Annotated in this window: 11 protein-coding genes and 1 tRNA gene; 5 read left to right on the plus strand and 7 right to left on the minus strand. The window is 58.8% G+C overall.

All coding sequences use genetic code 11. The features are described from left to right. Nucleotides 1-4 precede the first annotated feature (4 nt). On the minus strand, nt 5-835 hold the full coding sequence (locus OO730_RS10105; protein WP_264981344.1) for a transporter substrate-binding domain-containing protein: 831 nt from the start codon (nt 833-835) through the stop codon (nt 5-7). Nucleotides 836-848: 13 nt separating this feature from the next. Beyond that, nucleotides 849-2,288, minus strand: a complete 1,440-nt coding sequence (locus tag OO730_RS10110) for an adenylate/guanylate cyclase domain-containing protein (protein WP_264981345.1) — start codon at nt 2,286-2,288, stop codon at nt 849-851. Nucleotides 2,289-2,449: 161 nt separating this feature from the next. On the opposite strand from OO730_RS10110, the gene OO730_RS10115 reads away from it, so the two are divergent. Beyond that, complete coding sequence (locus OO730_RS10115; RefSeq protein WP_264981346.1) at nt 2,450-4,465, plus strand: methyl-accepting chemotaxis protein; 2,016 nt, start codon at nt 2,450-2,452, stop codon at nt 4,463-4,465. A gap of 85 nt (nt 4,466-4,550) precedes the next feature. Here OO730_RS10115 and OO730_RS10120 read toward each other — a convergent pair whose 3' ends face one another. From OO730_RS10120 to OO730_RS10130, 3 genes are all read right to left on the minus strand, one after another. Continuing rightward, complete coding sequence (locus OO730_RS10120) at nt 4,551-4,964, minus strand: SLC5/6 family protein (protein WP_264981347.1); 414 nt, start codon at nt 4,962-4,964, stop codon at nt 4,551-4,553. A 270-nt stretch (nt 4,965-5,234) separates the two neighbouring features. Further along, nucleotides 5,235-5,311 (minus strand) — tRNA-Arg (locus OO730_RS10125). A gap of 57 nt (nt 5,312-5,368) precedes the next feature. Continuing rightward, a complete protein-coding gene (locus OO730_RS10130) occupies nt 5,369-5,785 on the minus strand; it encodes a secondary thiamine-phosphate synthase enzyme YjbQ (protein ID WP_264981348.1) in 417 nt (138 codons plus the stop codon). Nucleotides 5,786-6,057: 272 nt separating this feature from the next. On the opposite strand from OO730_RS10130, the gene OO730_RS10135 reads away from it, so the two are divergent. After that, nucleotides 6,058-6,792 carry a hypothetical protein gene (locus OO730_RS10135; protein WP_264981349.1) on the plus strand — a complete coding sequence of 245 codons (735 nt, stop codon included), beginning with the start codon at nt 6,058-6,060 and terminating at the stop codon, nt 6,790-6,792. 60 nt (nt 6,793-6,852) lie between these two features. On the opposite strand, the gene OO730_RS10140 is transcribed toward OO730_RS10135, so the two are convergent. Together OO730_RS10140 and OO730_RS10145 are read right to left on the minus strand one after the other, a co-directional pair. After that, nucleotides 6,853-7,278, minus strand: a complete 426-nt coding sequence (locus OO730_RS10140; protein WP_264981350.1) for a pyrimidine dimer DNA glycosylase/endonuclease V — start codon at nt 7,276-7,278, stop codon at nt 6,853-6,855. A 26-nt stretch (nt 7,279-7,304) separates the two neighbouring features. Then, nucleotides 7,305-7,853, minus strand: coding sequence for a hypothetical protein (locus tag OO730_RS10145; RefSeq protein WP_264981351.1), 549 nt, complete (start codon nt 7,851-7,853; stop codon nt 7,305-7,307). 375 nt (nt 7,854-8,228) lie between these two features. Here OO730_RS10145 and OO730_RS10150 point away from each other — a divergent pair, with 375 nt between their 5' ends. From OO730_RS10150 to OO730_RS10160, 3 genes are all read left to right on the plus strand, one after another. After that, entirely contained in the window at nt 8,229-10,130 is a 1,902-nt protein-coding gene (locus OO730_RS10150) for a 30S ribosomal protein S1 (protein WP_264981352.1), read from the plus strand. A gap of 12 nt (nt 10,131-10,142) precedes the next feature. Then, complete coding sequence (gene sppA, locus OO730_RS10155) at nt 10,143-11,048, plus strand: signal peptide peptidase SppA (RefSeq protein ID WP_264981353.1); 906 nt, start codon at nt 10,143-10,145, stop codon at nt 11,046-11,048. A 190-nt stretch (nt 11,049-11,238) separates the two neighbouring features. Further along, entirely contained in the window at nt 11,239-13,089 is a 1,851-nt protein-coding gene (locus OO730_RS10160) for a fibronectin type III domain-containing protein (protein ID WP_264981354.1), read from the plus strand. The last annotated feature ends 9 nt before the right edge of the window (nt 13,090-13,098 follow it).

Below are 13,098 nucleotides of genomic sequence, written 5' to 3' on the forward strand. Positions count from 1 at the left end.
GCGGCTAGTATCCGTTGACCTTGAAGAGGTGGTCTATTTTGTCCTCGCTCAAGCCGTGTGCTCGGTATATTTCCCTGAGTCGACCCGACTCGGCCATCTCCTTCATCCGTCGGTCGTACAGCGCCTTGAATTCCCTGCCTTCGTCGGTGGGGGCGAAAACGGGATGCACTTCCAGCGACCTGAGCGTGTGTATGCCGAATTCGTTGGTGGGCAGTTGGGCTTCCAGCAGGCCTTCCCGGAGCAGCCGACTTTCGTCGAGCACGTATTTGACGTGGCCCCGGTCGAGCAGGTGCAGGATGGAGGTCAGGTCGTACCCGGTCTGCACGAGGACCTCTACCGGCAGCAGCTTTTGCAGTTCGAATCCGTACATGGAGGCCACCCGTTCTCCCTCCATGGCCTCCACCCCGTGGAAGCCGTCCTTTGTCCGGTAGGCCACGGCCAGATTGTAGATTATGATGGTCGCCTCCCCCTGGATTTTCATGTCGCGATGGCCCTTGAGGACCAGGGAGCAGTGGACGGTGCCCTGTTGCAGCCCGGCCAGGGCGCGGTCGTAGGGCAGGTTACGGTGTTCGAAGTCCAGGTCGTTGCTCGTGAATATCTCCTTGAGCACGGTGGTGATCAACCCGGTCTCGTCCGGGCCGATCACGTTGCCGATGTACGGCATGCCGAAGACCAGACGTTTGGGCTTTTGCCATTCCGGGTAGCCCGCCCGTTGGGCGTGGGCCGGGACTGTCGCGGCGAGGAGCAGGGCGACGAGGGCCAGGCCGGCCAGGGCGAGCCGGAGGGTGCGGCGGCCTGTTGCGGGCGAATCGGGGGAAATATTTGATGCGGGCATGGAGTGATGGGGGTCAGAGGCCGTACAGCCGGATTTTTTGGGATTTTCCCTTGAACGACTGTTCCCCGAAATCCCGCCATTCCCGGCCTTCGGGCAGGTCGCTGTGGGCCGCCGCGGACACGAGGATGTCCGCATCGAGCCGCCGGGTCATCCGTTCTATGCGGGCGGCGGTGTTGACCGGGTCGCCCACCACCGTGAATTCCAGCCGTTCGGGGGAGCCGACAATGCCTGCCAGGACTTCTCCCTTGTGGATGCCGATGCCGACGGAAATGGGAGTGTCCAGGCTTTGGTTGAGGCGGTCCAGGCGGGCCAGCATGTCCCTGGCGCAGGCCACGGCCTTTTCGCAGGCGTCCATCTCCCCGTCCAGGCCGAAGAGGGCCAGGATGCCGTCGCCGATGAACTTGTCCACCACGCCGCCGTGACTGTTGGTTGCCTCCACCGCCTCGGTGAACCAGCGGTTGAGGTCCTCGATGACCTGTTCGGGCGGATTTCCTTCAGCGCGTGCGGTGAAGTCCCGGATGTCGCACATGAGGATGGCCAGGGGCTGGATGGAGCCGCCAAGGGAAAGCCCCTGCTTTTCCCGGTCCATGAGCCGTCCGGCTATTGCCGGGCTGACGGTCTTGCCGAACACGTTCTTGATCCGGTCGCGCTCGATCAGCCCGTCGATCATGATGTTGGTGTGGCCGGCTATCTCGCCGAACTCGTCGGCGGTCAACCGGGGCACCCTGCGGGTCAGGTCGCCCTCCCGGACCTTGCGCAGCACCGAGGTCTCGTTGCCGAAGAAGAGCCGGATGTTCCGGGTGTAGGAGGCGATGATGAGCAGGATGTAGCCGCTGAGCACGAGCATGATGAAACCGATCTCGGCCACGATGAGGAGCTGGGCCCTGGAGCCCTCCATGGCGAAGTTCACGTCGGTCAGCCAGTACACGTCCTTGACCACGGTCAGGATGAGCACGGTGCCCGCCAGGAAGACCGTGGCCAGGGCGAAGCCGGAGAACTTCCGGGTCAGGGAGGTGTAGCGCACGGTCTCCGGAGGGGAGATGTTTTCCCGGATGATCGTCAGCCCGTTGGCCCGTTCCCGCTCCAGGGCCAGGTCCAGGCCGGAGAAGAATCCGAAGATCAGGAAGCCGAGCAGGACCTTGGGGCCGCTCTCGAACACGGAGAACCCCAGATGCACGGTGTTGTAGACGGCCAGTCCGGACCCGAACAGCAGGAACAGGCCGAGGTCGAAAAAGAACTGCCGTCCGGGCTGGTCGTAGATGGCGACCCTGTTCAGGAGACGGGGCAGGAGCCACATCCGGAGCAGGGCCATGGGGATGAAGGCGGCGGCCACCAGCGTTCCCCAGTGGGCGAGGGTCAGGGTATCGATGAGAGGGCAGACCTGGCCGCCGTATACGGTCAGCAGGATCATGGCCGCCAGGTAGTGCGTGGAGGTGCGGATTTTTTGAGTCATGGCACCCCTTATATCAGGTGGGCGGGTTTACTTCCACCCCGTCCGGCGGGTGAAGTCCATCATAATGGAGAATATAATGGAAGGATTACGGGGGGTGAGTATAACTGCAGATGTGGCGGCAATCTGAGAGGAGTGTTTTCTCGTGAGGGAGGAGAAGGGATATGGGCTGGAAAAATTGTAAATTATGTTTAAAGTTCGGCATCGGATTCGGGGCCGTATTGTTGCTCCTGCTGGCCGTCGGCCTATGGTCCACGTTCGGCATAGATGGCATCGTGGGCAACGCCGAAGAGGTGATCGAGGGCAATCGTCTCAAGGGAAATTTCACCCAGAAGGTGGTGGACCACCTCAAGTGGGCCGAGAAGGTCAACCAGTTGCTCACGGATTCCCACGTCCACACCCTGGACGTGCAGACCGACCCCAAGAAGTGCGCCTTCGGCAAGTGGTACTACAGCGACGCCCGTACCCGGGCCGAGGAACTGGTCCCGTCCCTCAAGCCGTTGCTGGCGGAGATCGAACAGCACCACAACGCCCTGCATGAGTCGGCCATCGAGATCGGTGAGAAGTATGCACCCGCCGACGTGCAGCTCGGCTCCTTCCTGCGGGACAAGAAGCTTGACCATCTCAATTGGATGGGAGCCATCAAGGACGTGCTCCTTGATCCGGCGATCCGGGTCCTGAGCGTTCAGACCGACCCGGAAAACTGTGCGCTGGGCAAATGGCTTTATTCCGATGAAGTGAAGCGGCAGGCGGCCGATGATCCCCAATTCGGAGCGGTGCTCAAGAATATTTTCGAACCGCACAAGGCCCTGCATGAATCCGCAGAGGAGATAGGGAGGCTGGTGGCCAGTGGTGATAGGAGGGGAGCGCAGGCGCGGTTCCGCGACATCACCCAAGACCTGGCCGAGGAGACCCTGGCCGCCATAGACGGGGTCATCGCCCTCAACGACCAACGCCAGGAAGGATACGACGCGGCCAAGAGCGTGTACTCGACCGTCACGACCAAGGCGCTGTCCTCGGTCCAGGCACTTCTCAACGAGTCTTCGGCGGAAATCACCGCCAACATCATGACCGACGAGCAGATGCTCTCCGCCGCCGACAACACCCTGACCGGCGTCATGATCATCAGCGCGGCGTCCGTCGTCATAGGCGTCCTGCTTGCCTGGATCATTGCCAGGGGCATAATTGAGCCGCTGCGCAAGGGCATGGATTTCGCCTCCGTCGTGGCCACGGGCGACCTGACCGCCGTGGTGGACCTCGACCAGAACGACGAGGTCGGGCAACTGGCACGATCCCTGACCGGCATGGCGGAAAAGCTCAAGGGAGTGGTCGGCGAGGTCAATTCCGCCACGGACAGCGTGTCCGCGGGCAGCGAGGAGTTGTCCGCTTCGGCCCAGTCCCTTTCCCAGTCCGTGACCCAGCAGGCCGCTTCCATCGAGCAGATATCCGCCGCCATGGAGCAGATGACCTCCAGCGTCCGCCTCAACGCCGACAACGCCAGGGAGACCGAGTCCATCGCCAGCCAGGCGGCCACCGGGGCCAAGGACAGCGGGCTGGCGGTTACCGAGGCCATGGATGCGCTCAGATCCATTGCCGAACGGATTACCATCATCCAGGAAATCGCCCGCCAGACGAACCTGCTGGCGCTCAACGCCGCCATCGAGGCCGCCCGGGCGGGTGAGCACGGCAAGGGTTTTGCCGTGGTCGCAGCCGAGGTCCGCAAGCTGGCGGAACGCAGCGGCCAGGCTGCAGAGGAGATCAGCGGGCTGTCCGAGACCTCCATGGGCGTGGCCGACCGCGCAGGCCGGATGCTGTCCGAACTGATGCCCCAGATCGGCAAGACCGCCGAGCTGGTTCAGGAAATCGCGTCCAGCTGCCTTGAGCAGGACAAGGGCGTGACCGAGATCAGCACCGCCATCAGCCAGCTCGACCAGGTCACCCAGAGCAACGCCTCGGCCTCCGAGGAGATGGCCTCCACGTCCGAGGAACTGTCCGCCCAGGCCCAGATGCTGGCCCAGGCAATGACCTTCTTCCGTGTGAACTCGAACGGCCACGGCCATGGCCCGACCAGAAAATCCGTGGTTGCCGCCCGTACGGCCAGGAAATCCCTTCCTGCCGGGCCGACCGGCGGTTTTGACATGGACATGGCCGACGAGCACGGCGAATTCGAACGATACTGAACACCTTCTTCACCCGAACGGAAAAGGCCGATCCCGCCCGGAGGGGGATCGGCCTTCTCGTTCATGGCGAAATCGTCGGCTTCCGTCACGCGGCGTTCCTGCCGACCACATCCACGACCACCCCGGTCAGTTCGTCGGCAAAATCCCGGTTTATGAGAGCGTAGCCCGTGAGCAGGCGGTACCGTTGCTTGATCCGGACGGTCCTGCGCATGACCTGCCACAGCAGGATGAAGGTGATGGTCGGCCCTATGTAGACCGTGGAGTAGAGCATCCCGGAGGAGGCGGCCTTGCCGACGCTGCCGTAGAAGGTCCGGGAGGTGCAGAAGAGCGCAATGGACAGCCCGTAGGTGATCGGGCTCCCGGAAATCTTCCGGCTGGCGATGGTGTTGCCTTCAACCCACCGGGCGAGGATGAACAACACCACGAAGTAGAACAGCCCCAAGTGGAACAGGAGTATGGTGAAGCTTCGGGATGCAAAGAGTTTCAGAAACCTGCCCACGTCCCCCTCCCTCCATGGATCAAGCCGACTAATCATACCATTTTGAATTTAATAACAGGTTGTTGGGGGTATGTCTCACCCTGGTGTTGTAGAATTTCAAAGGGGGGGGGAGAGGGCCTCGGGAAACTACAGCCATGAAGGAGGGGCAAAACGGCAGGTCTGCGGAGGCATGCCCCTTCAAGCTCGGGAAACCTTCAATCAGGAGTTGAGCTGCCTGGTAAAAAAAGCAAATGGTTCAGGCGTGGTGCCTGAACCATTTGCTTTTTCTATTGGCGCGCCAGGGAGGATTCGAACCCCCGGCCGTCGGCTTAGAAGGCCGATGCTCTATCCAACTGAGCTACTGGCGCGCTGGGTTCTCCTGATAATAGAGTGGGCGAGCTCTGGTCAAGGATATTCCGGTGCGGTCATTCGCCGATGATCTTGACCAGGACCCGTTTTCGCCGTCTGCCGTCGAATTCGCCGTAAAAGATGCGCTCCCAGGTGCCGAAGTCGAGCCGCCCGTCCGTGACGGCCACCACCACCTCGCGGCCCATGACCTGCCGCTTCATGTGGGCGTCCGCGTTGTCCTCGTACCCGTTGTGCCGGTACTGGCCCACCGGCTCGTGCGGGGCGAGCTTCTCCAGCCAGACCTCGTAGTCGTGGTGCAGCCCGGACTCGTCGTCGTTGATGAACACCGAGGCCGTGATGTGCATGGCGTTGACCAGCATCAGCCCGTCCCGGATGCCCGACTCGCGCAGGGCCTGCTCGCAGTCGTCCGTGATGTTGATGAACGCCCGCCGGGTCGGGATTTCGAAGAAGAGTTCCTTGCGGTATGATTTCATGGTGCCCTCTCTTGGCGTGTTTCGAGGCTCATTAGCACATTAGCGCATTCTTCGGGAAGTCGCCGTGCTTGGGGTTGGCCGGCAACCCTCTGCCATGGCGGAACCGGGGGATGAAATGGTTCCGGAAAAAACGGAAAACTCCCGTTGTTCGGCATCCCGAGGGCATAACCATGCGAATTAACGAAGGTGGATTGATATGTGCATCTCAACTCATTTCTTGCGGCGATGTCCAGTTGAGTAAATTTCAGTTCCCGTCAGTTTCGGAGGCTGTCATGCGGAATGTTCGTTCGGTAATATGCCTGGTTGCAACGGCAGCCTTTTTTCTTATGAGTTCCACGGCATTTGCCGGGTTCTACAAATTCACGGGCGATATTTCTTACGTCTGGAACCAGGGTTCCCTGGCTCCGGGCTACAGTGTGGGCAATTCCGTCACCTTTGTGTTTCGCATAGACGGCGCTTCCGAAGGATATACCACTCAGGTGGATGGTGACACGGAAAACGTATCCGGCATTAATGTCGAACGCACATATTTTGCCGAATATCTGGGTGGCGACGCCATTCTGCATTACGACAACGGTCTCAAGGCATCGCTGGATGGTGACGATACGTGGGAATACAATTACGCAGCGGATTTGAAAAACGGGTCCAGCAGTGAACGCAGTGGCGCCTTAAAAACGGAAACGGCGTCGAACTGGATTAGTGTAAGCACGGATTGGAGTATGGGGACAAACCCGCCCAATGTTGCGAATTGGCACAAGTATGAAGACTTGGGCAGCATATTCAGGCTCATTCAACGCATCACGTGGTTGGATGGCGGTCAGGAGGTGTGGGCCCAGTACTCGGTCAACAACATGCAGCTGGTCGAGTTCACGCAGGAGCTGGCCGACATGGACCTGACGGGCCTTGCCATGAAGTCCATGACAGCCACCCCGATTCCGGGCGCAGTCTGGCTCCTCGGCACGGGGCTCCTTGGCCTGTGCGGCCTGCGAAGGAAATTTTCAGCCTGACGAGAGTGCTTGCGGCAATGAACATGAAAGGGCTTCCCGTTGGCGGGAAGCCCTTTTTGCTCAGATGTGTTCCCACTCGCGTATTTCACCGTCGCGGATGGTGAATAACCGGTGGGCCCGGGGTTGTTCGTTCTTCAATCGACGCCACCGTTTCGGGTCACGTCTTTCCAGCTTCCCCAACAGGTGGCCCCACTCGTATTCCAACTGCCCGCGCGTCTCGTCAATGGGGGCAGCCTCGGCAGCCTCGTCAATCTTCGACGCATCGAAGTTGTACCCCCTGTCGCGGGATTCCGCCAACACTTCCGAGAGATAGGCGTCGATGGCCGCCAGCGGTTCCGGGTGCTCGCGAAATCGAATGAGCTGAGGGTGATTCTTGTACCCCTTGGTCAGGCCGTGCAGGACCTTGCGCGCCAGCAGCCCCTCGCGCCAGAGGGCGGTGAGGCCTTTGGCGTCCAGATACCTGGGGTGCACGGTCCATAATCGCATACGGCCTGCCTTGGGTGTTGAGGAGCCTACCTCGTCTCGGCCAGGTAGCCCAGCTCGCGGGAAAAGTCGTCGGTGTCGGCGGGCATGCCGTGGAGCAGGTGCCCGAGCCGCATCATGGTCCCGGTGGGAAAGTCCTTCTGCCAGCGGTCGTAGTAGCCGGTGAAGCCGTACTGCCAGAGCATTTCGGAGGCCTGGGTGAAGACCTGTTCGGCCAGGTTGCGCCAGGTGGTGGTGGTCTCGATCTTCCAGACCGGGTATTCCACGCCGCCCACCTCGCGTTTGCCCTTGAAGTCCACGATCAGGTCGAGCTCGCCGCCCGGCTTCGGGATCACGGTCCAGTAATAGAGCCAGCCCTCGCCGCCCCATTCGAACTCCAGGTGGCGATAGTCCCGCTCCATGTCCGGCGGCGCGTCCAGCCCGCGGGCGTCGCACAGGCATCGGAAAAGGTCTTTTATGGGTTCGGAAAAATTGGAATTCACGCTCAGGTCGTAGTGCGAACCGCCGTCCACCAACCGGGCGTCGAGCCACCCGGCGCGGGCCTCGGTCAAATATATCTCAAAGCGGTTTTCAGCCATGGGGAGCCTCCGTCATGGACTGGGTTGCGAAACGATGGGCAGAGGGTACACGACTCCGACGCGATTATCAAAACATCCCTTGCGCCCGGGGGCGCCGATAATCGTCGGCAACCCTTGTTAGAAAAGGGTTTACAGCCCTCCCGATTTCCGCTACGTACATGACTCTTCATAATATGGGAGAACAGCTTTGCCGTAACCGGCGAAAATAGCTGGTCTTCCTTAAAAGGAGCGTAAGGATTTGGAGTCCGGCCGATATGGCCGACCGCGCGTTCGGGGCTCGCCTGCCTCGGAAACGATGACCCGGAAGCGCTGGTATCCTCATTCTGAAAATATACGTAAATCTACTTTGACCGAGGTCCGTTGTGGAGGTAACCCATGGAAAAAACTAACGAATCTGTTGAAATGGCCGACATGGAAATGAATTTTGCCGATGCTCTTGACGAGTATCTGAATTCTGATTTCGGCGATCTGGACGAAGGCACTATCGTTGCCGGTGAAGTCGTCAAGGTCGACAAGGACTTCGTGCTTGTCGACGTCAATTTCAAGTCCGAAGGACAGATCCCCGTGTCCGAATTCACCGAAGCCGACGGCACTGTGACCGTCGAGATCGGTGAGAAGGTCGACGTCTACGTCGCCCGCAAGAACGAAGCCGAAGGCACCATCTACTTGTCCCGCGACAAGGCCAAGCGGATGCAGCTTTTCGATAAACTGGAAGAGCTTCAGGAAAAGGACGGCGAAGTCGTCGGCCGCATCATCCGCCGCATCAAGGGCGGTTACACCGTCGATCTCGGCGGCGTCGAAGCATTCCTGCCCGGCTCCCACGTCGACCTGCGCCCGGTCCCGGACATGGACGCCCTGGTCAACCAGGAGTTCGATTTCAAGATTCTCAAGATCAATCGCCGCCGCTCCAACGTCATCGTCTCCCGCCGCGTGCTGCTGGAAGAGATGCGCAGCGAACAGCGCGACAAGCTGCTCGATACCCTGGAAGAAGGCCAGGTGGTGGAAGGCAAGGTCAAGAACGTCACCGAATACGGCGTGTTCATCGACCTGGGCGGCCTCGACGGCCTGCTCCACATCACCGACATGTCCTGGAAGCGCATCAAGCACCCCAAGGAGATGGTCAACCTGGGCGACGACCTGCAGCTCAAGATCCTCAACTTCGACCGCGAAGGCCAGAAGGTCTCCCTGGGCCTCAAGCAGCTCGTTCCCGATCCGTGGGAAAACATCGCCGAGAAGTACCCCGAGGAATCCCGCTTCACCGGCACCATCACCAATCTCGCCGACTACGGCGCGTTCGTTGAGCTGGAAAACGGCGTTGAAGGTCTGGTTCACATCTCCGAGATGTCCTGGACCCGCAAGCTCCGCCACCCCTCCCAGATGGTCAAGGTCGGCGACGAAGTCGAAGTCATCGTGCTCGGCGTCGATCCCGAGAAGAAGCGCATCTCCCTGGGCATGAAGCAGATCTCCCCGAACCCGTGGGATGTGGTCGCCGAGAAGTACCCCGAGGGTACCGTGCTCGAAGGCGCCATCAAGAACATCACCGAATTCGGCGTGTTCATCGGCATCGAGGAAGGCATCGACGGCCTGATCCACGTGTCCGACATCTCCTGGACCAAGAAGATCCGCCACCCCTCCGAGGTCTACAAGGCCGGTGACTCCGTCCAGGCCAAGGTCCTCACCGTGGACAAGGAGAACGAGAAGTTCACCCTGGGCGTCAAGCAGCTGACCGAAGACCCCTGGTCCCAGGTTCCCGCCAAGTACCCCGTGGGCCAGAAGGTCACCGGCACCGTCACCAACATCACCGACTTCGGTCTGTTCGTGGAAGTGGAAGAGGGCATCGAAGGGTTGGTCCACGTCTCCGAGATCAGCCGCAAGAAGATCAAGTCCCCCTCCGAGCTGTTCAAGGAAGGCGACTCCATCGAAGCCAAGGTCATCCACGTGTCCGCGGACGAGCGCCGTCTCGGCCTGTCCATCAAGCAGACCAAGGAAGAGCCTGCCCGCGCCGGCGGCGGCAAGTCCAAGTCCTTCGGCGGTGGCGGCATTGACGCCGGTTCCACCCTGGGCGACCTGCTCCGCGAGAAGCTGGAAGAGGCTGCCGGCGAGGCCCTGAATGAAGAGCCCGTCGTGGAAGAAGCCCCGGTCGAGGCCGCTCCCGAAGAGCCGGTCGTGGAAGAAGCCGCCGCTGAAGTCGAAGCTCCTGCCGAAGAAGTGGAAGCCCCGGCCGAAGAAGCCGAAGCTCCCGCCGATGAGGCCGCTGCCGAGGAAGAAGAGAAATAAAGGAAACACGTCATGCGCGTTGAAGGAACACGTACCCGTTTCTCGCAACGCCACCCCCTTCTGTTCGGGGTGATGATGATCATATTGGCCGTGGCCCTCTTTTCGGGGGCCATGGCCTTTTTCCGTTTCATGGGCTGGACGCCCCAGGGGTTGTCCGGGCTGGGCAAGGACAAGGTCGGCATCGTCCATGTGGAGGGCATGATCCTCGACTCCACCGACGTGGTGGAATGGATTCGCACCCTCGAAGAGGACGCCTCGGTCAAGGGCGTGCTCCTGCGCGTCAACTCGCCCGGCGGGGCCATCGCCCCTTCCCAGGAAATCTACGCCGCCGTTAAGAATCTCAATCAGGTCAAGCCCGTGGTCGCTTCCTACGGCTCACTGGCCGCGTCCGGCGGCTACTACTGCTCCTGCCCGGCGGAACTGATCTACGCCAACCCCGGCTCGGTCACCGCGTCCATCGGCGTCATGGCCGAGTTCGTCACCGTCACCGAGGCGCTGGAAAAACTCGGCATCAAGCCCGAAGTGCTGACCACCGGCAAGTACAAGGCCGCCGGAACGCCCATGCGCGAACTTTCCGACGAGCAGCGCGAACAGATGCAGGGACTCATGCAGGACCTGCACGACCAGTTCGTGGACCACGTGGCCGAGGCGCGCGGCATGGACCGCGAGCGCGTGGCCGCCATAGCCGACGGGCGCGCCGTCACCGGTCGGCAGGCTCTGGCCCTCGGCCTTGTCGATCAGCTCGGCACCCGCTACGACGCCATCAGGAAGCTCAAGGAACTCGCCGGAATCCAGGGCAAGGCCGCGCTCCTCGAAGGCCCCGAAAAAGACATCCCCTTTGTCCAGCAACTCCTGGGCACGCTCAAGATCGACATATCCTCGGCCATGCCTAACGGCTGGTCCTTCTCCTATAAATAGGCTTTTGCCTCCACTATTCTGCATTTCCTGACGCTTTTCACCGTCTGCCCTATGCTGGTGGCATGAATATCGTTTCTATGATAATCGCCAGTTACAGTCGTGATTGTGCAGCCAAGCCATTCCGTTTTTTCAGAAGCGTTGCAAGATTATCCCATTCGCTGAATGGTTTTCACGTATGAAGGAGTGGGCCATGACATTGGAAGATATCCTTGAGCGAGTCAAAAACAGCAACACCCAAGTCGTTAAGTACGGATACGCGGTCTATGTCCTTTTTAGTATAGCCGTAGCCGTCCTGAGCTGGGCAAAAGGAGCAAGCCTCGGTCGGTTATTTTTCGTGGTGATACTGTTGATGGGCCTTGCAGGATCAGCCTGGGCGTTTCAGCAGATGACAACGGCAAAAACCGTTTTCTGGAGGTACCTGGGGTTTGTCTTTGGAGGCTGCTCACTGCTTTGTATCCTTTTTATATTTGTCGTGTCATCCTACTTCCTTGTGACTGGCAAGCCGGACAGTTTAAGGCATTTACTCGGCATTGATCCACCGACCGTTGTTTCGATTACCAATTTGAGGCTTGAATCCAAGGGTAAAGAGTTTATCACCCTGTCTTGGGACGCATACGCGGGGAAAGCCGAGGAGATATTGCTCAAGCACAAAAGATGTGATCTTCATAAATTTCAAGAGATTATTTTACCAACCGACGCGGTGCAATTTAGCCTTCCAAGTGTCGAACCAAACAAGAAATATCGTTTCATATTGTACGCAAGGTCAGGAGAGCTTTTATCAAATCCGGCTCAACTGATTGTCTCCACAGATGCCGACAAAAAATATCTCGGAAAAGAAGCTGAGTATGAAATATTCTACACCGGACGGATTGATGCAAACGATAGAGCCAACGATGACAATGGGCTTCTTTATTATAGATGCGATGCTGATCTGTGGGTGTACGAAGGCAAGGTTGTGGACGGCAATCCATCGGGAAAAGGTCGGCTAACCCAGCGTATAGATTGTGGAATATCCTTTTGCGAAACGTCCTTTTCTTCTCCTGGCCAGTTCTCAGGATACTGTCGGCTTGCATTGCGTGATCCGAGGATTGATTTTGTTGGTGACTCTGAACAATACTTCGGCTGCATAGAGATCAATGGCAATGTTTTAACGAAAAGCACACCCTCACGTCCCAACGCAAACCTGCGAGTCGGGCCGTTTACAGTCGTTTTGGATGGCGAAGTTGATATAGATGCCGGGAATTCAAAGAGAATTGAAGGAGTTGTCACAGCCGGCAAGTTTTCCGGTGTCATCACACAAAAGACCGACAACTACGAAAGCATCTATCGTTATCTTGATGGTGAAAAGCAGCTTGGCTACTACATCAATCTGGGACACACTTTGGGAGTTGTTGGTAGTACTTATGAGCCCGGCAGTGATCATGATATCAAGCTTCTCTTCAACGGGACCACCGTAAGATATGGCCTTTTTAGGGGAAGCACCATGCCATACACTGGATACAATTTCGCGTGGAATTTGGTAAGCGGTCGAATGTGGGCCACATCTAGTAGGAACGGAAACGATACAGATTTAAGCCCTGTTGGGGGTATGTCCGGTCTGTGTGCAAATGAGGAGCACTTTGGACTGGCAGAAAATGGAGCTAATCCGAATGAAGTTGGTTCGTGGAAACTAGATTGCGGGTCAATATATCACGACGACCAGAAAGTCGGCATTGAATGTACGCTGGAGTCAGAAATGGCGCAGGTGTCTATTGTCGCGACAAAAATGATCGACAGCTACCCAGAGTTCATAATATCCACTGGAGGTCATGCAAGCAACCTCATGTCTATCGACATAGATGGTCAGACATTTAGCGGCCCCAGTTTAAATTACGCAATAAAAAAGGCCGCCCCGTTGGCCCTCGCCAGGATGGCCTTCGCCAGTCAGATTACAAATACAACCCAAGGACTAAGCACCTCCCTTGATGGCGTCGATAAGCTCATAGCGATTCTTTTCGGTCGGCTGTATTACTGTACGGGCCCATATTACATGGATGACTGAGTGCCCTCT

This window comes from Pseudodesulfovibrio portus (assembly GCF_026000375.1).
GTDB classification, from domain to species: Bacteria; Desulfobacterota; Desulfovibrionia; order Desulfovibrionales; family Desulfovibrionaceae; genus Pseudodesulfovibrio; species Pseudodesulfovibrio portus.